18 protein-coding genes and 2 pseudogenes are annotated in these 23,924 nt (G+C 55.4%); 9 read left to right on the forward strand and 11 right to left on the reverse strand.

The features are described 5' to 3' along the window. Nucleotides 1-760 precede the first annotated feature (760 nt). The gene (gene clpB / locus EKM04_RS20425) at nt 761-3,379 is read left to right on the forward strand and encodes an ATP-dependent chaperone ClpB (protein WP_183893094.1); all 2,619 of its coding nucleotides are present in this window, start codon (nt 761-763) and stop codon (nt 3,377-3,379) included. A 140-nt stretch (nt 3,380-3,519) separates the two neighbouring features. Here clpB and EKM04_RS20430 read toward each other — a convergent pair whose 3' ends face one another. From EKM04_RS20430 to EKM04_RS20445, 4 genes are read right to left on the reverse strand one after another with little or no spacing between them, the layout of a single operon-like run. Next, the gene (locus tag EKM04_RS20430) at nt 3,520-4,524 is read right to left on the reverse strand and encodes an ABC transporter permease (protein WP_183893096.1); all 1,005 of its coding nucleotides are present in this window, start codon (nt 4,522-4,524) and stop codon (nt 3,520-3,522) included. Between the two features lies 1 nt (nt 4,525). Continuing rightward, nucleotides 4,526-5,560: an ABC transporter permease gene (locus EKM04_RS20435; RefSeq protein ID WP_183893098.1), complete on the reverse strand. Its 1,035-nt coding sequence runs from the start codon at nt 5,558-5,560 to the stop codon at nt 4,526-4,528. Next, a complete protein-coding gene (locus tag EKM04_RS20440; protein WP_234910830.1) occupies nt 5,550-7,106 on the reverse strand; it encodes a sugar ABC transporter ATP-binding protein in 1,557 nt (518 codons plus the stop codon). Before EKM04_RS20440 ends, EKM04_RS20435 begins: the two co-directional genes overlap by 11 nt. Before the next feature lie 34 nt (nt 7,107-7,140). Next, nucleotides 7,141-8,145 carry a sugar ABC transporter substrate-binding protein gene (locus EKM04_RS20445; RefSeq protein WP_183893102.1) on the reverse strand — a complete coding sequence of 335 codons (1,005 nt, stop codon included), beginning with the start codon at nt 8,143-8,145 and terminating at the stop codon, nt 7,141-7,143. A gap of 497 nt (nt 8,146-8,642) precedes the next feature. Here EKM04_RS20445 and EKM04_RS20450 point away from each other — a divergent pair, with 497 nt between their 5' ends. The 3 genes from EKM04_RS20450 (at nt 8,643) to EKM04_RS20460 (ending at nt 10,443) form a co-directional block, all read left to right on the forward strand. Further along, nucleotides 8,643-9,554, forward strand: coding sequence for a helix-turn-helix domain-containing protein (locus tag EKM04_RS20450; RefSeq protein ID WP_183893749.1), 912 nt, complete (start codon nt 8,643-8,645; stop codon nt 9,552-9,554). Nucleotides 9,555-9,567: 13 nt separating this feature from the next. Further along, complete coding sequence (locus EKM04_RS20455; RefSeq protein WP_183893104.1) at nt 9,568-9,828, forward strand: hypothetical protein; 261 nt, start codon at nt 9,568-9,570, stop codon at nt 9,826-9,828. Nucleotides 9,829-10,071: 243 nt separating this feature from the next. Further along, nucleotides 10,072-10,443, forward strand: a complete 372-nt coding sequence (locus EKM04_RS20460; RefSeq protein ID WP_183893106.1) for an ArsR/SmtB family transcription factor — start codon at nt 10,072-10,074, stop codon at nt 10,441-10,443. A gap of 72 nt (nt 10,444-10,515) precedes the next feature. Here the strand turns inward: EKM04_RS20460 and EKM04_RS20465 are convergent, their stop codons facing one another. From EKM04_RS20465 to EKM04_RS20485, 5 genes are all read right to left on the reverse strand, one after another. Continuing rightward, the gene (locus EKM04_RS20465) at nt 10,516-11,151 is read right to left on the reverse strand and encodes an outer membrane protein (protein ID WP_174155342.1); all 636 of its coding nucleotides are present in this window, start codon (nt 11,149-11,151) and stop codon (nt 10,516-10,518) included. Nucleotides 11,152-11,453: 302 nt separating this feature from the next. Beyond that, entirely contained in the window at nt 11,454-11,729 is a 276-nt protein-coding gene (locus tag EKM04_RS20470; RefSeq protein ID WP_174155341.1) for a BON domain-containing protein, read from the reverse strand. 246 nt (nt 11,730-11,975) lie between these two features. Then, entirely contained in the window at nt 11,976-12,857 is an 882-nt protein-coding gene (locus tag EKM04_RS20475; protein WP_183893108.1) for a helix-turn-helix transcriptional regulator, read from the reverse strand. A 124-nt stretch (nt 12,858-12,981) separates the two neighbouring features. After that, on the reverse strand, nt 12,982-15,165 hold the full coding sequence (locus EKM04_RS20480; protein WP_183893751.1) for a TonB-dependent siderophore receptor: 2,184 nt from the start codon (nt 15,163-15,165) through the stop codon (nt 12,982-12,984). Nucleotides 15,166-15,391: 226 nt separating this feature from the next. Further along, on the reverse strand, nt 15,392-15,574 hold the full coding sequence (locus EKM04_RS20485) for a hypothetical protein (RefSeq protein WP_183893110.1): 183 nt from the start codon (nt 15,572-15,574) through the stop codon (nt 15,392-15,394). A 228-nt stretch (nt 15,575-15,802) separates the two neighbouring features. Here EKM04_RS20485 and EKM04_RS20490 point away from each other — a divergent pair. The 4 genes and pseudogenes from EKM04_RS20490 to EKM04_RS20505 form a co-directional block, all read left to right on the forward strand. Next, nucleotides 15,803-16,267: pseudogene (locus tag EKM04_RS20490) on the forward strand (ABC transporter ATP-binding protein); the annotation flags it as partial. Nucleotides 16,268-17,027: 760 nt separating this feature from the next. Beyond that, a complete protein-coding gene (locus EKM04_RS20495) occupies nt 17,028-19,043 on the forward strand; it encodes a glycosyltransferase family 2 protein (RefSeq protein WP_183893112.1) in 2,016 nt (671 codons plus the stop codon). Between the two features lie 19 nt (nt 19,044-19,062). Further along, on the forward strand, nt 19,063-20,307 hold the full coding sequence (locus EKM04_RS20500; protein ID WP_183893114.1) for a glycosyl hydrolase: 1,245 nt from the start codon (nt 19,063-19,065) through the stop codon (nt 20,305-20,307). Nucleotides 20,308-20,404: 97 nt separating this feature from the next. After that, nucleotides 20,405-21,070 carry a class I SAM-dependent methyltransferase gene (locus EKM04_RS20505; RefSeq protein ID WP_183893115.1) on the forward strand — a complete coding sequence of 222 codons (666 nt, stop codon included), beginning with the start codon at nt 20,405-20,407 and terminating at the stop codon, nt 21,068-21,070. Nucleotides 21,071-21,110: 40 nt separating this feature from the next. Here the strand turns inward: EKM04_RS20505 and EKM04_RS20510 are convergent. Together EKM04_RS20510 and EKM04_RS20515 are read right to left on the reverse strand one after the other, a co-directional pair. Further along, nucleotides 21,111-21,271 (reverse strand): annotated as a pseudogene (locus EKM04_RS20510) (IS21 family transposase); the annotation flags it as partial. 88 nt (nt 21,272-21,359) lie between these two features. Next, nucleotides 21,360-22,247 carry an AraC family transcriptional regulator gene (locus EKM04_RS20515; RefSeq protein WP_183893116.1) on the reverse strand — a complete coding sequence of 296 codons (888 nt, stop codon included), beginning with the start codon at nt 22,245-22,247 and terminating at the stop codon, nt 21,360-21,362. Nucleotides 22,248-22,434: 187 nt separating this feature from the next. On the opposite strand from EKM04_RS20515, the gene EKM04_RS20520 reads away from it, so the two are divergent. Continuing rightward, nucleotides 22,435-23,901, forward strand: a complete 1,467-nt coding sequence (locus EKM04_RS20520) for an alpha-glucosidase/alpha-galactosidase (RefSeq protein ID WP_174155331.1) — start codon at nt 22,435-22,437, stop codon at nt 23,899-23,901. The last annotated feature ends 23 nt before the right edge of the window (nt 23,902-23,924 follow it).

Here is a 23,924-nt window from a genome sequence, read left to right on the forward strand (position 1 = left end):
GAGGCGGTACACAGGCAAACGCTGCATCTGCCCGGCATCCTCGAAGGGGGAGAACGGGCAGGTGCGGCCGAACTGGCTGGCGGGATGTTTCGGCAACGAAGCACCCGCCGCCCGGAGGTGAAGGGTTGGACCTTGAACATGTCCGACCGGTGAACCGGCAGGGTTTCGGCCCTTTGCCATCCGGGATGCGCCAGCCGTGGCAAGAGGATCGCTGGCGGGCACAAACCGCTGAACGGGGCGCTGAAAGGTGCCAATATTAGACTACCCCAACGAGGCAGCTTGCAGCGCCCCGTCCGACATACCATGGCCGATAAGGCTGTGGACCGAGAGAAAAAGAGCACACCACGGGCAGATGCTGCCGCGTGAACGGCGAAGCCTGCGCAAAAGGCTGGCCGGGATTTTTGACAGGATGGCTATGGGAGCACGCAGCCGCCTCATCTTCAACGTTCAAGACGAGCGAGAGTTAGCCGCGATTCGATCTCCCCACCTGCGGGGGAGATGCCCGGCAGGGCAGAGGGGGCGATCTTGCTCCCACGCCAAAAAATCAACACACCCCCATTAGCCGCCTCTTTAAACCAGCAAAATTCCATACCATATCAAGCCCATCAGGGTGGGACATGCAGCAACGTCTTCCACTCAAGGCGGTAACGGCCAATCCAAAAAGCCTGTTGTCGTAGCGGGGCTCGCCGCTTCAGGGAGCCTCAACCCTAACATTCCAAACTGTGCCGAAGACGGGCAGGGCGGTAAAAGGAGTTATGAGATGAATATCGAAAAATATTCCGAACGTGTTCGCGGTTTCCTGCAATCGGCGCAGTCCTTTGCGCTTGCCGAAAACCACCAGCAATTTGCGGCGGAACACGTCTTGAAGGTCCTTCTGGACGATGACCAGGGCATGGCGGCAGCCTTGATCGAGCGCGCTGGCGGCAGTGCCAAGGAGGCTCGGCTGGCCAATGATGCCGCGCTTGCCAAGTTGCCGAAGGTTTCCGGTGGCAATGGCGGCCTGTCGCTGACGGCACCGCTTGCCAAGGTTTTTTCCACCGCCGAAGATATCTCCAAGAAGGCTGGCGACAGTTTCGTCACCGTTGAGCGGTTGTTGCAGGCGCTGTCCGTCGAGACATCCGCATCGACATCCGCCTCGTTGAAGAAGGCCGGTGTCACCGCGCAGGCGCTCAATCAGGTCATCAACGACATCCGGAAAGGCCGCACGGCTGATGGCGCCAATGCCGAACAGGGCTTTGACGCGCTTAAAAAATATGCGCGCGACCTGACGGCAGAAGCGCAGGACGGTCGGCTTGACCCCGTGATCGGTCGCGACGACGAGATCCGTCGCACCATGCAGGTGCTGTCGCGTCGCACCAAGAACAACCCCGTGCTCATCGGTGAACCCGGCGTCGGTAAAACGGCGATCGCCGAAGGTCTGGCCTTGCGCATCATTAACGGCGATGTGCCGGAAAGTCTCAAGGACAAGAAGCTGATGGCGCTCGATATGGGCGCGCTGATTGCCGGTGCAAAATATCGCGGTGAATTCGAAGAGCGCCTGAAGGCTGTCTTGAATGAAGTACAGGCCGAGGCTGGTGGCATCATTCTCTTTATCGATGAAATGCACACGCTGGTCGGCGCGGGCAAGGCGGATGGTGCAATGGATGCGTCCAACCTGCTCAAGCCTGCTCTGGCGCGCGGTGAGCTGCATTGCGTCGGCGCCACCACGCTCGATGAATATCGCAAGCATGTCGAAAAGGACCCGGCGCTGGCCCGTCGATTCCAGCCCGTCATCGTCAGCGAGCCAACGGTCGAGGATACGATATCGATCCTGCGTGGCCTGAAGGAAAAATACGAACAGCACCACAAGGTCCGCATTTCGGATTCGGCTTTGGTGGCGTCTGCCACGCTGTCCAATCGCTACATCACCGACCGCTTCCTGCCGGACAAGGCCATCGATCTGATGGACGAGGCCGCCTCGCGTCTTCGCATGCAGGTGGACAGCAAGCCGGAAGAACTGGACGAACTGGATCGCCGCATCATCCAGCTCAAGATCGAGCGGGAAGCTCTGAAGCAGGAAACAGACACGTCGTCTGCTGACCGGTTGAAGAAGCTCGAGGATGAACTGGCCGACACGGAAGAAAAGGCCGATGCGCTGACGGCCCGCTGGCAGGCGGAAAAGCAGAAGCTCGGCCTGGCCGCAGATCTGAAGAAGCAGTTGGATGAAGCCCGCAACGAATTGGCGACGGCCCAGCGCAGCGGTCAGTTCCAACGCGCTGGCGAGTTGACCTATGGCATCATTCCGGGCCTTGAAAAGGACCTTTCCGTTGCGGAACAACGCGACAGCAGCGGTGCCGCATCCATGGTTCAGGAAGTGGTGACGGCGGATAATATCGCCCATGTCATCTCTCGCTGGACGGGCATTCCGGTCGACCGGATGCTGGAAGGTCAGCGTGAAAAATTGCTGCGGATGGAAGACGAGCTTGCCAGGTCGGTGGTTGGTCAAGGCGAGGCGGTTCAGGCCGTGTCCAAGGCGGTTCGCCGCTCCCGTGCCGGTTTGCAGGATCCGAACCGTCCCATCGGCTCCTTCATCTTCCTCGGCCCGACGGGTGTCGGCAAGACCGAGCTGACCAAGGCGCTGGCGCGCTTCCTCTTCGATGACGAGACCGCCATGGTTCGCCTCGACATGTCGGAATATATGGAGAAACACTCCGTCGCCCGACTGATCGGTGCGCCTCCGGGCTATGTCGGATATGAAGAAGGTGGCGCACTGACGGAGGCCATTCGTCGTCGCCCTTATCAGGTCGTGTTGTTCGACGAGATCGAAAAGGCGCATCCGGACGTCTTCAACGTCCTGCTGCAGGTGCTGGATGACGGCCGTCTGACCGACGGACAAGGCCGCACTGTCGATTTCAAGAACACCATCATCATCATGACCTCAAACCTCGGTTCCGAGTTCCTGACGCAGATGGGCGACAATGACGACGTCGGTTCAGTGCGGGAATTGGTGATGGAACGCGTGCGCGGTCATTTCCGTCCGGAGTTCCTCAACCGCATCGACGACATCATTCTGTTCCACCGGCTGCACCGCAACGAAATGGGTGCCATTGTCGAAATCCAGCTGCATCGTCTTGTGGCTCTGCTCAGTGACCGCAAGATATTGCTCGACCTCGATGAGGATGCGCGCAACTGGCTGGCAGACAAGGGTTACGACCCCGCCTATGGTGCGCGCCCTCTCAAGCGCGTCATCCAGAAAAACGTCCAGGATCGCCTCGCCGAACTCATCCTCAGCGGCGAAATCCCCGACGGTTCGCGGGTCAAGGTAACCTCCGGCACCGACAGGCTGCTGTTCAACGTCAAGCCGCCACGGCTGGATGTTGAAACTGCCGACGCGGCATGACGAAACAAGAAGGGGGGGCTTCAGCGATGGAGCCCCCTGGACGGCCTACAAACCCGGTGATTTTTTGGTGGGCAATCGCGGCACATGGATGGTTCCGAGCGGTAGCCGTCGGTGGCGTGCTTTCTTGAAGGCGGAAAAGCTTAGTGACGCTCCAAGGCCCGACGATTGGCCTCACCGGCCACCAGCACGAGAAAAATCAGTCCGCCGGTGGCCACCTGTTGCCAGTAAAAATTGAGGCCCGATAGCAGGAGGCCGTTGGCAACGATGCTCAGCAGCAGCACACCCAGCACGGTTCCCACCACATTTGGGCGGCCATGAGGATTAAGGGTCGTGCCAATGAAGGTCGCGCCGATGGCGTTGAGCAGAAATGCATTGCCGGATGAGGGTATATAGACGGTGACCGTCGAGGTAACGATCAACCCGGCCAATGCGGCAATCAGAGCTGCGACGATGTATGTTATGGCAATCTGCAGCGACCAGCGAATTCCCGAATAGCGCACCACACTCGCCTGAATGCCCGAGGCGATCACGACCCTGCCAAACCGGCTTTGAGACAGGAGAGCCCATGCACCCACGATAACGACAAAGGCGATGACAAGCGGAACAGGAATGCCGAGAAGATTGCCATGACCAAGAGCCTTGAACGCATCCGGGATCGCCGCAGGCGGCAGATAGACCGGGTTTCCGCCATTGGTCACAAGCTGCTGGATACTACGCCCGACAAATAGCGTGCCGAGCGTTGCCAGAAACGGTGAAATGCCGATTCCAGAGATCAGAATAGCATTGAACACGCCGACCAGCCCGCCGCCCAAAAGCCCGCCCAAGGCGGCAACCCAGACAGGCTGACCGGCCAGGACGAGGGACACGAAGAAGAAGCTGGCGAAATCGATGGATGTACCAACCGAAAGGTCGATACCACCCGACGCGACCACGAATGTCATGGCGATTGCCGTGATGGCCAGCAGCGTGAAATTGTTGACAAGCAGGCTCGTCAGATTGGCTGATGTCAGAAATCCTGGTGCCCCATAGGAAAACAGGATGAAGACCGCCAGAAGGAGGATCGGCAATGCGTATCGCACGACGACGGAAGACTGGGCTCGCGCCCGTGTTTCCGTCTTTGGAAGAGATGTGGATTGAAATGCCATCTTAGCGGTTCTCCCTGCGCAGAATGGTTGTGGCAGACACCACCAGCAGGATCAGGACCCCTTGGATACCATTGACCAATGTGCTGGAAATGTTGAGCAGCTGAAAGCCGTTGACGAGGCATCCGATGAAGACCGCTGACAGGAATGTGCCGGGGATTGTTGGCACGAGCCGTCGTGAAAATACTGAACCCAACAGCGCAATGACGACCACCGGCAATAACATTTCGCCTGCACCGGTCGTGCTTCCGCTCAGGTACGATACCGACAGAATACCCGCCATACCGCCGCAAAAGCCACTGGCAAGAAACGAGCCGGCAATGAAGCGGTTGACCCTCAAGCCCGATGCCCTCGCCGCTTCGGGGAACTCTCCCACCGCGTAAAGCCGCAAACCAAGAGGTGTGTATTGCACGATTGCGGCTACAAAAAAGGTAACGATCACAAATATGTAGGCTAGAATCGGAATGTCGAGAGGACCGTAGCCGGAAAAGACAGACAGGACATCCGAGGACGCTGATATAACCGTGTTCTGTGTGAGCACGAGTTCCAGACCCGCAACGATGTTCATCACCGCCAAGGTCGCAAGAAGAGGTGCGATCCCGGCGACTGTAACAGCGACAGCATTGACCAGGCCGATCAGCAAACCCACGCCTAGAGCACCAGCAGCCGCCACACTATCACCATGACCGGCCTGCAAAAGCGTGGCATAGACCGCCGCACTCAGCCCCATATTGGCAGCAAGTGACAGATCGATACCGCCTTTGACGACATTCGATCCCCCCGCGATCAAAACAACGGTCAACCCGATGGCAAGCACACCCGCGATAGCCGATTGCGACAGAATATTGCCGAGGTTTCCGACGGAAAAAAAGAATGGTGTTGCCAGCGAGAAATATCCGAACACAAGCGCGAAAACGGCCAGTGCGCCACCACGCAGAAACAGAATTTCAAAACGCTTCGACAGGCCAATTCTGGCCGAAACGACGGCATCCGGATCATCAAACACGACAGTTGCCGGATAGGATGTATCAGCGACCATGGCCATGCCCTTCCAAAGCGCCCGTTACCTCAGCCAGCACGTGCTGCGGGCTTGTCTGGGATGACTGGAACTCCCGTGTGATGCGGCCCCGATAGAACACCAAGATTCGATCCGTGATGCCGAGCAGTTCCTCGATATCTGAAGACAGGACAATGACACCCGCGCCGCGCCCTACCAATTCACTGATCAGAGTGTAGATCTCGACTTTGGCTGCTATATCCACACCCACCGAAGGCTCATCCAGCAAATAAATTTCCGACTGGCGGCTGAGCCATTTTGCCAGCGCAACCTTCTGCTGGTTGCCGCCCGAAAGCGTGCGGACCAGCGCATCGGCGCCATCGGCCTTGATGTGCAAACGCGCTATGAGATCAATGGCATGCTTTTGCTCTTTGCGTCTGTCTAAGAAGCCCAGACCCGAAAAACGACCCAGGCTGGCAAGCGTCATGTTTTCGCCAAGTGTCATATCCGGCGCAACGCCATCACGCCTGCGATCTTCCGGCACGAGGGCAAGCCTGTGTGTGGTGGCTTTTGCAGGCGATGTCAGAGACACACTTTCTCCAAGCACCCGGATTGATCCAGCGGACGGTCTTTCAAGGCCAAACAGCGAGCGGATCAGTTCTTTCGCGCCCGATCCAACCAAACCGGTCAAACCGATAACCTCGCCGCGCCTTAAACGGAAACTGACATCGCGGTACTTGGCCGTAAGCCCCAGCGCTTCCACATCAAGGAGTGTTTCCCCAAGAACCGCCTCGGCCTTAGGGTACAGCTCATCAATCGTCCGGTTCACCATCAGCGTGCCGATGTGAGAGGCAGACGTCGCTGAAACGGGCAATGTTGCGACATCGCGACCGTTACGCAACACGGTCACCGTGTCGCAGATGTCAATGATTTCACCAAGATAGTGGGAGATATAGATGACCGTGATCCCGTCGGCGCGAAGCTTGCGAATGAGATCAAAGAGAAAGTCGGCCTCCTGTCGCACCAGCGCTGCTGTCGGCTCGTCGAAGACCAGAACCTTGGGATTATCCATCAGCGCACGCGTGATCTGAACAATCTGCTTTTCCGCTGCCGTGAGATCGGAGATCAAGGCGGAGGTCTGTAATCTCACTCCGAAATAGCGTTCCAGTGTCTCCGCTGCCCGGCGTCGCATCAATCTCCGGTCGAGAAACGGCGTGCCGGCGATGCGTGGCTCACGACCGAGAAACAGTGCTTCGCCGACGGTGAAACTGGGCACCAGAAGCCGATCCTGATGGATGAAATGGATGCCGAGGCGTTCCACCAGATGCGGGGAGAGCCGGTCATAGGCCCTGCCATCGATTTCGATCACCCCGCTATCGACCGCGTGGAGCCCGGCAAGCAGCTTGATGAGCGTGGACTTACCCGCCCCGTTTTGCCCGACCAGCCCGTGCACAGTCCCCGGCTTGACGCTGAGCGAAGCATGATCGAGCGCTTGGGCGCCACCAAAAGCCTTGCAGATATTTTCAAAGCGAATGATCGCAGCGTCTGGCGCGAGCGCATCCTTGTTCGTTTCAAGAGCGTAAGCCATGACAGATCTCCCAAAAAATCGCGCAAGATCACCGTTAACCGATGCCAAGCTTCTTTGTGACCTCGGCGACATTCGCCTTGTTGGCGAGCAGGGCCGGCACATAGGTCTCATGGGCAACAGGCTGCCCCGCCAGATGACGCGCTACATTTCGGATCGCTATCCTGCCGAGTTCAGCCGGTTGCTGGGCGACATCGGCAGCCGCTGGCGAGTTGGGGTCCGCGACCAGTTGCAGAACTTCGGGGCTGCCATCCACCCCGTAGGTCTTGATTTCCGTCCGACCTGCAGCAGTCAGGGCCTGTGTTGCACCCAACTGCGGGATATCCCAGGCAGACCAGATAGCCTTGATGGAGCCCTCTTCAGGATACTTGTTCAAGATGGCGGTGATCTGCGTAAACGCGTCCTGCACCGTGTTGGGTATGACGTCGCGCAGTTCCGGTTGAAGAATTTTGACCTTTGGGAAATACTTGGTGACGTTGACAAGCTGGTCATAACGGATCGCGCAGGGCGTCACGCCATAGAATCCGTTAAAGACGACGATATTGCCTTCGCCGCCAATATCGGAGACGAGTTGCAGCGCCAGATCTTTACCGATCCCCCAATTATCCGATGTCGAGTTGTTCAGCGAGTTGGTGGAACTGACATCGATGGTAAACACGGGAATGCCCGCGTCCCGGGCCCTTTTCAGCCAGGGGTCGATCACGCTCAACGTGCCCAGCAACTGCACGATTGCGTCAGGCTTTTGCGCAATCAACGTCTGCAACTGTGAAACAAGCTTGCCATCATTTCGCCCGGCGTCGACGGCGATGGGCTCGCCTCCCAGCGTCTTCACCTCATCGATCTGGGCGTTATAGGCCTGCAGGTCAAAAAAGTGATCGGTACCCGTCGCACTGATGCCGATACGTTTTCCCCTCAAAGAAAGCCCATCATCGGCAAGTGCGCCCGTTCTCAGTGTCATTCCGACACCTGCTGCGACACCAGCGACTGTTGTGAGTTTGAGAAGACTACGACGGTTTAAACCGGAGATAAAATCGCTCGTCATGGCACACCCTTATTAATTGATATAATCCATAATTAAGATCAACTATTTCCGACTGACAGGCAGAATTTTCCAAAAGCGGGAAGCTGGGTGAAAATTCTCGAACAGTTTCGAAGGTAAGTCGCCCTGGGGCGACCTGAACTGTTAAACTCCTGCTCCAGACACATCTCTGCCAGCGACAATTCCGTTACACGGCATTGGAAACGAAAATGACCGCCGCTATCGGTCGCGAGATAGTCGTACGCAGGGTTTGGTGGGTTGACGTTTGAAACCCGCAGGAACAATCGATGTTCTCCACCGTCATTCGATAGGAATGCTGGCGGCAGTCGTTTTATGTGCCTCTTCTTTGGTAACGCGCTCGAAACTTGCCATATTGGGAAAACATGATAAAGCTAATCATAATAACCATTAGTTCATGGTGACCGAGAATTGCGCGATGATCCGGGTCGTTTAGCGCCGACTGGATGTGCTCATCGAACGTATGAAACAGGCTTTTGGCAGTGGCGTATCTCCATTCCATGACATCCTTTACGGACGGCATCCGGGCCGTCGGGCCTGCCAAATGGCGCGCGCTTGATGGGTTTGTGAGTGTGTTTTGGGATGCCGAGGGCATGGCTGGGGCATCGGGGTATTATCTGTCGCCCGATCCGCGTATCGTCATCTTCTTCAATGATGTCTCGTCACATATTCACATGACGAACTGTGACGGTAGCGCTCCTGGGCGTTTTCGCCCTATGAAACAGGCAATATACGTCCCGGCCGGTGTTCCCCTGTGGACGACGTTCACGGCCTTCCACCGCTTCTCCCATCTCGACATTCATCTGCACAAAGACAAGGTCATGCGGTATCTGGCGCCATCGGTTGGACAATCCGTGGCGAGGTCGGCGTTGCAGCGACCTGTGGAGATACAGGATGCGGGCGCCATTGAGGCCCTTGCAAGTCTTCTGGTCAGCGAAGTGGCGAACCCGTCCAAGCATGCCATCTACGCCGAAAGTCTGGTTGGCAGTATCATCGCAGGTCTGCTTGATATGACCGAAGACGATGTTGAAAACACAAACGCCCGGTTGACGCAGGCACAGATGAACAAGCTGATCGCGGTCGTCAACCAACGCGCCGATTATCGCATGACAATCAGCGAGATGGCTGAAACGGTTGGCTTGTCGGAAAGCTGGTTCGCCAACGTGTTTAAACAAACGACCGGCAAGACGCCCATTCAGTGGCAACTGGGAAAGCGCATCGGGGTTGCTCAAAGCCTGTTGGCCGAAAGCACGCTCAGCGTTGCGGCTATTGCAGCCCAGCTGGGGTTCTCGGATCAGGCCCACCTTACCAAGACCTTTCGTCAGGTTGCCGGAGAAACGCCTGCTGCATGGCGTCGAATGCAGCAACGCAGCGTGATGCCGGACTCTGGCTGAACACCGGTCTGGCTTGCTGCTATTTTTCCTATTCGCTGGGCGCGGTTGGCAAGGACGTGGATATCATATCGCCCGCGACAGCACGGTCGAGCGTGAGGACATCGGCACGTCAGAACGCGACTATTCGGCGGTCACCATGGAGCGCCTGATTGCGCCGGTTGGCGAGGGGCGGGATGGATGTGAGATTCTTGCGGAAATCGTATGGCACTCCGATCACCCCTCACCGGAGAAGTTTCCGTTAAAGTCCGAAGTCGCTCATCACGCTACGCGTTGATTCCTGTGTTTTTGACGATCCGGGCACACCCAGCGAACTGAAAAGAAGGACAAGAGTTTTCTTATACTTACCCGATATTTTACAAATGACTAGCGGCCTCTATTGCAGGAAAGTGTCGATGATGACAAAGTGTCACTTAATGGTTGGCAGCGTCTACGACTGAATTCAAAGGTCGCCTACGTTTCCAGCTGAAATTATTGACCCCGAAGGCAGAAATCATCTGCACTTCTCTTGGAGGTACTGATGCCTACATTGCTTTCCACGGAGAAAGTCGCAATCCAGGCGGCGAAACTGCTATCTGCGGTCGCAAATGCGAAGCGCCTTGTCATCTTGAGTGTTCTCAGCAAACAAGAAACGTCAGTAGGGTCCTTGGCAGAGCAAGTGGGCTTGAGCCAGTCCGCGCTTTCCCAGCATCTGGCGAAGCTGCGCAGTGCAAAGCTGGTTGACACGAGACGCGACGCACAGACCATCTACTATTCCTGTAAAGGCGATCGCGCCGACCGCCTTCTGGGAGTGGTGCAGGACATATTCGGCTTGCCGTTCGGACTCATGCTATTTGAAAAAGCGTCGTCAACCGGCGGCACCCAGAGACAATTGTCGGCAGCGTCCGTCTGATATCTCATTTTCCGTCCATCTGCAGCGTCATTTGACGGGGCGACGTGGTCTCACGCCGCCCTGTCGACAATCTTAGAAGCGATAGTTGACGCCGCCCTTGACGACGTGGTCGCTCAAATCTGTGTGGGATGCAACACCGTTGGAAAATGTGCGAACGTCATCCGTTGCAACGTAGTTGTATTCGACCTTTGCGGAAACCTGGGGTGTGAAGCGATGTTCTGCACCCGCGCCCAGCAGATAGCCTTCCTTCATTCCGTCTGGACCGGTTACGCCATTGCCATCCCGCAGGCTGGTGACCGTCAGACCGGCGGTACCGTAGACCAGTGTGCTGTCTTCGACCTTGTAGCCGGCTTTCGCTTTTGCAGCAGCACGCCAGCGCTCCTTGAGGGCACCATCGGGTACTTTCATTTCAGCGTCACCCAGATGCGTCGCTTCGACTTCGCCACCAACAACGACGGAACCGAGATCGTAATCATAACCGGCCTGTGCGCCGACTGCCAGGCCCTTGCCGTTTCTGAAGGGGTTGATGTGCGGCATGGCGGCACCGAGGTGACCACCAACATAAGCGCCTGTCCAGGATGTGCTGGCTGGTGCGTCGTTGTAAGCGGGAGGTGCCTCATAGGAGGTCGTGAGGTCCGCCGACAATGCTGAAGACGCCGCAAGGCAAACAAATGAAACGGCTGTCAGGTATTTTAGGGCTTTCGACATAAACTTTACTCCACACCATGGTCCCGCGAGTGGGCTCGAAGGGATTATTGAATTTCTGGACGAAACATCGTTATCGCCCGTCTGTTTGTGGTCTCGCCCAATAATGTCACCAAGATAAGGTCAGTTGCCCCAATTCATTCAAAATTGACTAAAACTTTAATCGTATAGATAACAAATAGTTAACAAGCGCAGCGTCCAACTGGTATCGACGGATGGCGACTATGAAACGTGGTGTCCGAACGAAAAAAAGCAGACGATGTGGGGGACCACATGTCTGCTTTCGGACGCCACAAAAATGTTTATTAGGCGCGCATGCCACGATCCAGGCTAAGGCGAAGGATCACTTTGTCGGCGCCAGCGATGTCGTTTGCGATGTTGAGCGTGCGGTAAAAATCGCGTTCGGTCTCGACAATACCGGTCACGAGGACGCACTGCCCCTCTGACTGAACCGAAATTTCGCGGCCGGAATAGTTCGGGAGATAGCGAAGCTCAGCCTCGATTGCCGCACAGCGCGCAACGCAGCTGCTGCCAAACCCGAAACTGAAGCTATTGCTGTCATACGCACTGCTTAAAAACATGGTTTGCTCCATCCGAACATGAACATACGATGAATAAGTAGTCATTTAAGGTTCATGTTCCATTCGCCATGTCGAATTTTCTCAGTTTCGCAAGAAAGCTACCGCGCGTGGAAAAAAGCCGTTCCAACGCACTTTCTGAGTGCTCCCACGCGAGCGCGATGTTGCTGGAACAAGACTGTTCAGGATGACCCGGATATTTTTACCGTGATCTTCCAATGCCTGCCGGAACGACCTGATGCTCTGCGTTCATTTTCGATGTCGCCGCCATACCGACGGCGATACACCGACGACTTTGCGAAAAACACGGGAAAAATGGGCTTGATCTGAAAACCCTGTCGTCATTGCAATCTGCGTCAAGGGCATGTCTGTTTCGACAAGCAATGTCTTTACGCGCTCCAATCTGGCCTGCATCTGCCATTGATGTGGCGGCAGGCCGGTGGACGCCTTGAACGCATGACTGAAATGCGATTGCGACAGGTGCGTCAGTTGGGCCAGCTCCTCCAGACGGATGGCACGCAAGCAATATTCGCGAATATAATCGGTCGAGGCTCTTAACTGCCATGCCGCCAACTTGCTGCGCTTTTTCTGTGTCTGATGCCGAACTTTGAGAAAATCCGTAAGAAGCGCCAGAACAAGGCTTTCGCCATAGAGATTGTGCAACGGGTCGGGATTATCGCACTCGGCGGCAATCAGGCTCGCCAACGACAGCAGACGCTCATCATGAAACATCAGACGCGGATTGAGCAACGCATCGCCGTCGAGATCCTGCATTAGTCGTTTGCTCAGGGCTGCAGCGTCAAAATGAAGGTCGAGATGGCGAACGAACTGCACACCAGACAATTGCGCCCAGATATCGACATCCGCTGGTACAAAGGAAATGCGCTCGACATCCGTCAGCATTTTCGTTTGACGCTGACGTTCATCGATCAGAAAACGGCTATCTTCGTTTCCACGCATATCCAGCATAAAGACGAAGCGCGGATCTTTACCGACATAGTGTCCGCCGGCGTTTGGCGCGCATGCGACATCCCACAGATCGGCGACGACACCATTCCAAGCGCGCGACCGCGGCCCTCCGATAACGGAAAAGCCACTGATCTCATTGTCCATGCGGGGTCGAAAGGCCATCCCAAATATCCGGAAGCGAGGCGCAACAGCACCAAAAACATGAAACTAATGATCATGTTTATACCAAAGCCTCAGGAGCCGCAATGACCTCTCAAACACAGGAAGTGCACCGTTTTAACCTATGCTACCACTTCTTGGACAGCTTGAAGGTGATGGTTCTCTGGTCACCATACCCGCAAACACTCACGCCCTGGCAACCTTTGACATAGTCCTTGTCGAACAGGTTGGCGACGTTGATCGAGGCGGTCCAATCGTTCTTCTCATATCGGATGGCTGCATCGACCACCGCTGCGGATGGGACCTTGAACTCGTTTAGCTGATCCGCGAAGGACCGGCCCTGATACCGCACGCCCGCGCCTGCGCTCAGGCCCTCAAGACCTTCATTGGTAAAGGCGTAGTCCAGCCACAGAGACGCCGTTTGATTGGGCACGACCCAAGGTGACTTGCCGATGAAGTTCGGATTTGCATCCCGCGTCACTTCGATATCGGTGTAGGAATAGGAGGCCAGCATTTTCCAATTCTCATTGAGATTGGCCTTCGCTTCCAGTTCAACGCCTTGAGATTCCACTTCTCCATATTGTCCGCTGATCGGGCCCAGCACCAGGTCGGTATAGGATACGACGGCTTTCTGCTTCACGAGTTTGAAGACGGACGCGGTCAATGACCCGTCGAAGAAAGCGGGCTCATATTTAATGCCACCTTCGAACTGATAACCTTCCTCCGGCTCGGCAGTCCGTCCATCTGCGAGCCTCGCAATCAAAGGATTGAAGAAGGTCGCGGCAGACACATACGGCGTCAGCCCGTTCGCAAACTCATACGCAAGTCCAGCACGGCCACTCAGCGACTGATCGTGCGAACGCCTGGACGGGTTCGTAGCAATTGCGCTTTTAAGATCGGTGTCAACATAATCGTACCGTCCATTGAGGGTGGCCAGCCACCCGTTTCCAAACCGGATTTGGTCTTGAACATAAAGACCGATTTGCTGTTGCGTCACCAGTTCGTCAGTCTGAAGGATGTTCTCAGACTGGGGCAGACCATAGACAGGATTGTTTGCGCTGATCGGCGACGTCGGTGTTCGGAAGTCGGGGAATTTCTGAGCGTTGCTCAGACGATAGAATTTGTAATCCAGGCCAGCCAGAATTTGATGATCAGCGGGACCTGTGTCGAACTCACCGGTCAACCGATTGTCGACGTTGAAGGAGTCTAGCTTCGAGGTGCCCTCAAAACCGATGCGATACAGATTATAATCAGGCGCTAACGGAGCACCAAACCCCTCATATCCGAACGGGTAAGGACCGACTTCGTGCTTATACAGATGGCCGTAGCGCGCGTTCTGACGAAACTCTATGCCGTTTTCCAGCTCGTGCTTGAACTCGTATCCCAACATTGTCTGGTAGACGCGACCGTTGTCGATATCGGGCTCACCGAAAAAGGCATCACGGTCTATCTTGCCGTATGGCGCATCGACAACCGTACCGACGTAGGGCAGGAACCCATTACCAACATGCACTTGGTCCAGCGCAGAGAGGTAACCGTAAACTGTCGCGCTGGTCTGGGCGTCCGGCTCGAAGGTGATTTGCGGCATCACGAAACCGCGCAGGTCCTCCGAGTAATCGGAGTAATTATCGCCGCCGGAGACTTTACCCGTGACGCGATACGTCCAGATACCGTCTTCATCGACCTTATCGCCGAGATCAAAGCCGAGAAACGCGTTGCCGAAATTATTGATGCCAATTTCGGTTTCGCGAATAGGTTCGTCCTGTGGTCGCTTGCTAACCAATTGAACGATGCCCCCGGGGTTTGCGCCACCATACAGCACAGATGCTGGACCCTTGAGCACTTCGACGCGCTCCAACCCGTAGGCGTCGATCTGGAAACCGCCAAAGCCGTACGCGAAGAGATTGAGACCATCGAGAAAGACACCTGTTTGCGTGGCGTCAAAACCGCGAATATAAAACCAGTCCGTATCGGCATCCACACCAAAGGGTTCGGTGTTGACGCCCGGCGTATAGCGAAGAACCTCGTCGATCTTGGTGACGGCACCACGGTCGTCCATTTCCTGCCGTCCGACGACCGAAACAGACTGGGGTATATCTTTCACCGGCGTGTCGGTTTTGGATCCTGTGCCCGTCTTTTTGGCGACATAACCATCCACAGGCCCTGTCGCGCTATCGCCTCCCTGTCCCTGGACGACAATCGGCTCGAGCACGGTGCCATTCGTGGCGTTCTGCGCACGAGCGTCGAGCGGGATGATCGCTGCAAACAGCGCTGTTCCCATCAACAGACGGGAGACGATGGCGTGGTTCATTTTTTTCAAGTTATGCCCCAAATACCCAGGCAGCACGGTCCGGTCCCCAGACGAGCCACCACCCTTAAACTAAGATGAGCATCTACATCAAGTTTAAGCTCTCATGCTTGTCCGAAACGGGTAGCGCTTGAAGCTTCTTGGCCTTGTCCCGGGTTTTGTTAGGGCCTGTTGCGAACAAACAACGTGGTGGTTGCCGACGCGAAAGCTGCACAGCCTGTGTCAGGCATCAGATACCCACAGGTTTCCCAATATGCTGTTCCATGGGCAATAGCGCCGCATTGACGCGTCGGTCCATCTCGATGGCCAGATTTTTCTGTTGCAGGAGCGCTTTTGATGGACCGTCATCTGCCTTGCGCGCCGAGGTGATCTGCAGGATATCGCGCGCATTGCGCTCGGCGTCGCGACACACCCAGCTGACGCAAGGTTTCGTGACGGGTCATGAGGCCTGCCTCGGCCAGGATGAATGACACGCTTCCTGTTGACCGTGTGTGGGGAGGAGGGGACGCTAGATGTGAGCTTTCATTAGGTTGTCTATTCGGAGCCATGCCGGAATAGTGAGGTGTGGTAACTCCAGTCTCCTAGATCCGCTCCGAATGGACAACCTAATGAAAGCTCACACCTAAACGGCCTCGCAGATCGCAAACCGCAACAGTTATCGGGTGGACAGCAGCAGCGCGTCGCCCTTGCCCGGGCCATGGTATTCGATCCCAAGCTCATCTTGATGGACGAACCGCTCGGGGCTCTGGACAAGCAACCGCGCGAGCATATGCAGATCGAGATCAAGCAGATCCAGAAGCGGCTCGGCATCACGATGGTCTACGTCACCCACGACCAGTCGGAGGCGCTGACAATGTCCGACCGGATCGCCATCTTTCACGAGGGCCGCATCCAGCAGATTTCCGACCCGGTGACGCTCTATGAGGCACCGGAAAACCGCTTCGTTGCCAATTTCATTGGCGATAACAATATGCTCACCTGCTCGGTTCTGGAGGTCGAACCGGCCGGTTACCTGCTGAAAATGCCCGACGGCTCCCTGCTTAGGGCAGCAGGCAAGGGTGCCGGCGTGGGAGACGCCGTGACCGTTTCCATGCGGCCCGAGCGACCGGATAGGTCTGGAGAGACACAGACGCCGGGTGAAAACCTGATCAAGGGAACGGTCCGGTCAGGCCTTTTCCATGGGATGAAGGTCGGGAACGTTTGTTGCAAAAGAACGAATTTTTTTGTGCTGCTCACTTGCATCAATGCAATCATTTGGGATATATAAAAATACATACAACTTAAAGTAATTTTTGAAACAAGCTATATTCAGGTTTTCTTATGATTTTGTCTTCCATCGAACATTGGCGAGTGCAAATGCTGATCTCGCGCAAGATTTTTGCGTTGTGCCGTGCTGGTTTGTGTGTGTGAGCTGCGTTTTTGGCCCGCGTAATGGCAACCAAATCCTACCGGGTGCGATGGGCGTGACGCTTTGGTGGTCTTCAGGTTCACCGCATGGGCATCGAACCGCATGAGCATAGAGCTGAGGCGATGGTGTTTCTCTCACAGCTGATCCCCGAATAGACCTCGGATCTCAATGATTTTATATAATTTCTATTACCAAACAAGCACTTATTATCCGTAAGATTTGCAATGGCAGATGTCTTTGACGAAGGCAATGCGATTTCCCTCATCCGGCAACCCTGAGGTAACGGCGCGAGAAAAAGCGTTCGCAACCAACGGTGCAAATGGCCCACGCCATCGCGTCAATGCCGGTCGGTGTGATCACGCCAGCTTTGATGATCGTCAGGATATCACCGCATCTCGGCCAAGAGGAACGGCCCCATGTATGCACGCGCATTGCCTCAGATACAAGGAGATTGAAGTTGAAAATATCCGTGATCGTGCCGACCCATAACAAGGCGGAATATCTCGATCTGACTTTGTCGTCATTCCTCGCCCAAACGAGAGCGCCTGACGAGATTATCGTGGTAGACGACGGATCGAGCGATGGTACTGGCGACGTCATTCGGCACTATGAGAAGAAACTTCCAATCCATGCCTGTGTTCAAAAATGCGAAGGTCGCGCTAGGGCCCGCAACGCCGGACTGAAAAAAGCCACCGGCGACATCATCATATTCTGTGATGATGATCGCATCGCGGCACCTGACTTCATTGCCCAGCATGTCGACGCTTTACAACATGATCCACTCGCGGTGTGTGTCGGCTGGAAAAAGCGCGCCTTGACGATTTGGCGCAATTTTCTGCCCATGACCCCCAACGATTTCGAAACCATAAGGACCTCTACCGGCTTCGCGTTGCCTTACATGCTGGGCGATAAATGGGAGCCGCTCGTCAGCGCTGACACCGTTGTTCATGATTTTGAGGCCTTCAGGAAGCGATACGTAATTGGTGACGAAATAGACAACCAACCGGGCGCGCAAACAGCATCCGCTCAATTGATGCCTTGGATGTGGGGAACGACCGCCAACCTGTCATTCAGACGGAACCAGGGCGAGCCCGTATTTTTCGATGAGGCGTACAAGGGATGGGGCGTGGAGGACGTCGACTTCTGCTTGGGACTCGTGAACCAAGGTTATCACATCAAGTTCACCAACGACGCGCTGAACTACCATCAGATCCATCGCCTGGGCGATGTGGGATTGCGGGACGCCAAGGCCGACCGCATGCGTCAGGCAAACATCAATCTCAATCACTTCTGCGAAAAGCACAGGACATTGGAGGCACACCTTTTTCGCCGCGTTCAACAGGGGATGGATGCCAACGATGCCGCGGAAATTCTCAATCATGCGCTTCAGGACAAACAGGGTATTGTTGCAGAGGAATTGAGGATTCTGTACGCGCAGCAGACGTTCTCAAGCGGAAAGTCAAATGAGCTCCGGGCTGTATCGGGTAATTATCTCGTCTCCCTGGATACGGTGCAGGACTATATCTGGCAGGACGAGGAAAATCAGCTCCGCCCGGTTCCTGCGACCCAGCAGACCGACGGCCGCTTGCGACCGGCAACGCCCCGCGCGACGGCGCGGATGCAAGACTTGCCAATCACGCACAAGTGGTGGACACCCATGTTGTGGCAGGCGGACGATGAGCGATTCTGCGAGTACATGTATGCTGCTCCCCTATCGTTTCAGGCGGTTCCAGACGGGATGAAGGTGGGCTATCCGCGTGAAACACAGGTTAGTCCCGACAATCGAACATTTGAACTGCCGTTCCGGCATGATCTTACCATTCGCTCCAAGGACAAACTGTCCGACTGGCACTTCGGTGTCGAGGGTTATTCGGACCGCACCGTAGACGTTTCATGGTCGGGACGTGACGGCGAACTCCACATGCGCGCCATTCAGGGGTGCCCCTCCGTACACTTTTGGGTTCAAGGACGTTCTGATCTGGAAATCGCCTTCGAAGACGACGCCAGTTTTGAGGCCATGCCCGATCGCAACAGCGTTATCGCGTCGGTTGATGGTGCGCGGTATCTGATCTGCTACAGCAACTGTCATTTACAGGTGTTGGACACCAAACTGATGGCTGTAGAGGATGTCTCGGACGGACTGGCGATTGCCGTCCACCTCCTTCCAGACGATGGCGACGCGGCGCTGGAACAGTTCATCGCCCAGGGAACAAGAAAGCCGGTCGGGGGAGCCTTTCGCTGGACGGTCGATCATGACCAAAATCGCGTTGATATGCACTTTACAATGCACAATGAGCACTGCTTGTTGGCCGACAATCTGATGCAAACCCTTATGCCGCACCAGTGGCGCCGCACGAGCGATCTCGTCTCGCTTGGTCGCTATCGTTCACCGCGTGGAGCGATGACTCTCGTCAATGCCAGCGAATTTTCGGTTACCATGCAAAAGCGGGGGGTTCCTTCCCTATCTGCCTGAAGACGCCGATGTTTCTGACATGCTCCAGCCGACAATCGATCAGTCTTTTGCAAGCCTGGACGAAGCGGCACTGTGGCAGCGCCCTCTGGAGGGTGCATCTGTCGATGATGGATATTGGGCAGGTAAGGCGCTCGTGCGATTGGCGGATATGGCCAACACCGCGCGACAGTTTGGCCATAACGACGTGATGCAAAGATGCCTCGATTTAATCAAGACCAAAACCGAGGCGTACCTGGCAGAGGGTGACGACATCGGATTCTATTACGACCCAGAATGGGCGACGTTGCTCTTTGTACCATGCCAAGTGCACGGTGTCGCCGAACAGATGAACGACCACGTCTATTATTATGGATATTTTCTCCGTGCCGCTGTTGCCGTCGGTCTTGTTGACCGTGAGTGGATCAATCGACCCGATATCAAGAATGGCTTGCTGGAAATCGCCGCCGACGTCGCCAATTTCGATCGCGAGAGCGAAAGGTTTCCGTTTCTCCGCTGCTTTGATTCCTATGCAGGTCATTCATGGGGCAACGGAAATGGAGCCTATTCACAAGGTCTCAATGCCGAACCTTCAAGCGAATCCATCAATTTCGCAGCTGCGCTTGCGCTGCTTGGAGGGCTGATCGAAGAACCAGCTGTCCGTGATCTGGGGATCATGCTCTACACCGCGGAATGCGAAGCGACTCTCGACTATTGGTTCAATCGCTGGGAAGACAGCTTTCCCGATAACTTCCGCCAGCCTTTTGTGGGCATGTTATGGGGGAGCGGTGGAAGTTGCAGATCCTGGTTTGATGTACGCCCAACTGAAGCATTGGGAGTCAATCTTCTGCCGATCCAGGCAAGCTCGACCTACCTTTCCGGCAATCCAAACCTGCAGGCTGTTCTGGACAGTATTTATGAAGACTGGCAGCGGGCCGGTCCACGATGGGGCGGCTTGATCGCTATGGCGCAGGCGCTTACCGACCCCGCAAGGGCCGCAAAACTGGTGGAACCCTTGCCCGACAAGGCGCTGACCGAATGGTCGCTGCATCCGACAACCGTTCGGTTATGGATCGAAACATTTGCTGCCATTGGCCGCCCGGTAGAGGACGTCAGCTGCAACGCACCATTCTATGCGGTCTTCGAACAAGAGGGAGCGCGCAGCTACCACGTGTTCAATCTTGGCGAGGAGCCATTCGAGGCCCGCTTTTCGGACGGATTTCACCTGACGGCAGCTCCCCGTACTGTCGTGACAGAGTGGCAACCAAAGCTTGCCCTGAGCGCATAGAAATGGACGAGAGGCGAGCATCACGTGCGCCAGCGTCACCTCAATCAATTCATGAATATGGCGGAACCGCCACAACCCAAGTCTAAGGAAACAGTGAATGACAGCCGAACGCGATCGTATAACATCTATGATACATTCGGAAGATCCGTTTCAAGGTTACACGCCGCAGTATGATGAGGACCTGCAGGGGTGGAATAGCGATAGTCTCGCCTTTGACAGGGCATTCGAGCGCAGCGCGCCGAAGACGATCATTGATGTTGGCGTCTGGAAGGGCGGATCAACTCTGGCCTTGGCCAGACGTCTCAGAGAACAGGCGGTAGACGGCGTCGTCATCGCGGTAGATACGTTCCTGGGGAGTTCGGAACACTGGATTCCGCACCAATTCGGTGACTTTAGAAAAGATCTGCGCATCCGACACGGCTCTCCGCAGCTTTACTGGCAGTTCTTGAGCAATGTTGCCCACGCCGGCATGCAAGACTATATCCTGCCGCTTCAACAAACCTCATCAAACGCGGCAGAAATTATGTCAGAACTGTCGATAACTGTGGATCTGATACACATCGATGGTGGTCATGACGAAAAATCGGTAACGGATGATCTGGAGAGATACTGGCCTATACTGAGACCTCACGGCACCATGGTGATCGATGATTATTGTGACGAATGGCCCAGCGTCGTCGCAGCCGTCGACAAATTCGCAACGTCGCGTCAATGTCCAGTCGAAACTATAAATCCAAAATCGATCATCATCAAAACCAAATGAATTCATATATTTTATAGTATTGTAAATATTGTTCGATGCATAATGCAGTCTTCCTATTGTCGTAGATGCCACGCGTGCAACTGCCACGCAAGAAGTCGAAGGCCTTGTGGTGCGCATCGAACACCATTCCTGGCTTTCGCGCATATAGGCTCGTGCGAACATCATGCGGCTGTGGCAGAGCCGGACATGTGCCGCATTCACCTGAGAGTTCCAGCTTTGAAAAGGCATCGTGTGCAACGGAAAGCCTTTGTGCTAAAGTCTTGCCCAACTCGCGCGCTTACATTTATGATCAATGCGGTCGCACGCTCGCATACATGCCGGTGCTGCGAAATTCGCTGGGATTGATGCTATAGAGTCGTCGAAAGACTTTCGAAAAGTAATTCGGGTCATCGAAACCGCACCGCACGGACACCTCCTTGATAGGCAAGTTCGGCGCTGTTGTCAGAAGCTTTGCTGCGCGGCGCAATCGTCTCTGCAGAACGAATTCGGCAGGTGGCAAGCCCTCATTGGCGGCGAAGATGCGGGAAAAATGCGCGCGGCTGAGGCCCGCAACGGCGGCGAGGTCGTTGACCGACAGGCTCTGGTCCAGATGGCTGTCAATGTAACTCAAAACTTGCTGCATGGTGCGGTATTCTCCGCCGAAAGAGGGATGCGAGCCGAACACATCATCGTACAGCACCATTGCCGCCTCATAGGCAACAGCGGAGGCAGCGCCCGGGGTTTCAGCACCGTTGACGAGCCGTGAGCAGCAATGGGCAAGCTGATTGATGGTATCCGGCTTGAGCCTTATGACAGGCCCGGTCACAGACAGAATGGCCTGTTGAATGCGCAGCGCCTCTTCTCCATTCATGGATATCCAGAAGAATTCCCAACGGCCGTTTTCCTCCAGCCAGTAGCGATGATTATGCGGAACGAGCAGCAGCAGGGTTTCGCCCGGCCCTATGCGATGGGTTTTGTTCTCGTATCGCAGGTTTCCCTGGCCGCTGATGCAGTACTGCAGCACCGTAAATGGCGTCTGTCCACGCTTTCGTCCATCCCAGTCGTACCCGCTACCATGTCGAATTTCGTAACCGCTGCTGGTGGGCATTGTGTGCAACGTTTGCCTGCCACGCGGTAGCGACACGGTCCGCATGGATGGCCCCTGATCGATCAAATCCTGCAGCACAAAATTACCCATAAAAGCATAATCCTTCTCTGGCCCTTGCGGGTATTATCATCATAATCCCGCTTCGAGGAGACGTTCAAGGGGAGGATATGGGAGGAGAAACCATATTTTTCGGCTATTGTCTGATTTTAAAGCCTTTGCCCCGTGAACCAGTTGCCTGCCTGTCTTTCGCATTCATTTCGCAAACGAAGGTGCCAACATGAGTTTCAAAATCGCTATCATTGGCGCAGGAAGTGTCGGCTTCACAAAAAAACTGTTCACCGACCTTTTGTGCGTACCGGAATTTCGCGATATGGAAGTCGCGCTGACGGATCTCAGTGAGCATAATCTCGAGATGATCAAAGCGATCCTCGATCGTATCGTTGAAGCCAACCACTTTCCCGTCAGGATCACTGCCACCACAGACCGCCGCATTGCGCTGGAGGGCGCGAAATATATCATCAGTTGCGTTCGGGTCGGTGGGCTTGAAGCCTATGCCGACGATATCCGCATTCCGCTGAAATACGGCATCGACCAATGCGTTGGCGATACGATTTGCGCAGGCGGTATCTTGTACGGGCAGCGTAACATTCCCGTCATTCTGGATTTCTGCAAGGATATCCGTGAAGTCGCAGCGCCGGGTGCCAAGTTCCTGAACTATGCCAACCCCATGGCCATGAACACATGGGCGGCCATCGAATACGGCAAGGTCGACACGGTGGGACTTTGCCACGGTGTTCAGCATGGCGCGGAACAGATTGCCGAAGTGCTGGGTGCCAAGTCTGTTTCGGAACTGGATTACATCTGCTCCGGAATCAACCACCAGACGTGGTTCGTGGATCTGAAGTTGAATGGCCGCAAGATTGGTAAGGATGAACTGATCGCAGCGTTCGAAGCGCATCCGGTTTTTTCGCAACAGGAAAAGCTGCGCATCGATGTGCTGAAACGCTTTGGCGTTTATTCGACGGAAAGCAACGGGCATCTGTCAGAATATCTACCATGGTATCGCAAGCGGCCAGATGAAATCACTCGCTGGATCGACATGTCCGACTGGATCCACGGCGAAACCGGCGGTTACCTGCGCTATTCCACGGAAACCCGAAACTGGTTCGAAACGGAGTTTCCGCAGTTTCTGGAGTCTGCGTCAAAGCCCGTCGATCCGGCCAAGCGGTCTAACGAACATGCGAGCCACATCCTGGAAGCACTGGAAACAGGCCGTGTGTATCGAGGCCACTTTAATGTCAGGAATAACGGCGTCATCACCAACCTGCCGCAGGATGCCATCATCGAATCGCCCGGTTTCGTGGATCGTTTCGGCATCAATATGGTTTCGGGCATCACGATACCGGAAGCTTGTGCCGCAACCTGCATGGCATCCATAAATGTCCAGCGCATGTCTGTGCATGCGGCAGTGACCGGCGACATCGATCTTCTGAAGCTTGCCGTTCTGCACGATCCGCTGGTGGGTGCTGTATCGACACCGGAAGAGGTCTGGCAGATGGTGGATGAAATGGTTGTCGCGCAGGCCCGCTGGTTGCCGCAATACGCACATGCCGTTCCAGCTGCGACGGATCGTCTGTCCAGATCCACCGTAAAGACACGCGATTGGGCAGGTGCTGCGCGTCGCAATGTCAGATCGATTGAAGAATTGCGGGCCGAAAAAGCGACATTGAAACAGGCGGTCTAACTGACTGACGGTCGCATCGGCGC

Origin of the sequence: Rhizobium skierniewicense Ch11, assembly GCF_023757665.1 — a bacterium.
Lineage (GTDB): Bacteria > Pseudomonadota > Alphaproteobacteria > Rhizobiales > Rhizobiaceae > Agrobacterium > Agrobacterium skierniewicense.

Coding starts and splice junctions, on each gene's coding strand:
- EKM04_RS20430 (WP_183893096.1), bottom strand. CDS start 4,524: ATGGCATTTCAATCCACATCTCTTCCAAAGACGGAAACACGGGCGCGA.
- EKM04_RS20445 (WP_183893102.1), bottom strand. CDS start 8,145: ATGACGAGCGATTTTATCTCCGGTTTAAACCGTCGTAGTCTTCTCAAA.
- EKM04_RS20515 (WP_183893116.1), bottom strand. CDS start 22,247: ATGGGTAATTTTGTGCTGCAGGATTTGATCGATCAGGGGCCATCCATG.
- clpB (WP_183893094.1), top strand. CDS start 761: ATGAATATCGAAAAATATTCCGAACGTGTTCGCGGTTTCCTGCAATCG.
- EKM04_RS20465 (WP_174155342.1), bottom strand. CDS start 11,151: ATGTCGAAAGCCCTAAAATACCTGACAGCCGTTTCATTTGTTTGCCTT.
- EKM04_RS20505 (WP_183893115.1), top strand. CDS start 20,405: ATGACAGCCGAACGCGATCGTATAACATCTATGATACATTCGGAAGAT.
- EKM04_RS20500 (WP_183893114.1), top strand. CDS start 19,063: ATGCTCCAGCCGACAATCGATCAGTCTTTTGCAAGCCTGGACGAAGCG.
- EKM04_RS20520 (WP_174155331.1), top strand. CDS start 22,435: ATGAGTTTCAAAATCGCTATCATTGGCGCAGGAAGTGTCGGCTTCACA.
- EKM04_RS20440 (WP_234910830.1), bottom strand. CDS start 7,106: ATGGCTTACGCTCTTGAAACGAACAAGGATGCGCTCGCGCCAGACGCT.
- EKM04_RS20470 (WP_174155341.1), bottom strand. CDS start 11,729: ATGTTTTTAAGCAGTGCGTATGACAGCAATAGCTTCAGTTTCGGGTTT.
- EKM04_RS20480 (WP_183893751.1), bottom strand. CDS start 15,165: ATGAACCACGCCATCGTCTCCCGTCTGTTGATGGGAACAGCGCTGTTT.
- EKM04_RS20460 (WP_183893106.1), top strand. CDS start 10,072: ATGCCTACATTGCTTTCCACGGAGAAAGTCGCAATCCAGGCGGCGAAA.
- EKM04_RS20475 (WP_183893108.1), bottom strand. CDS start 12,857: ATGGCCTTTCGACCCCGCATGGACAATGAGATCAGTGGCTTTTCCGTT.
- EKM04_RS20435 (WP_183893098.1), bottom strand. CDS start 5,560: ATGGTCGCTGATACATCCTATCCGGCAACTGTCGTGTTTGATGATCCG.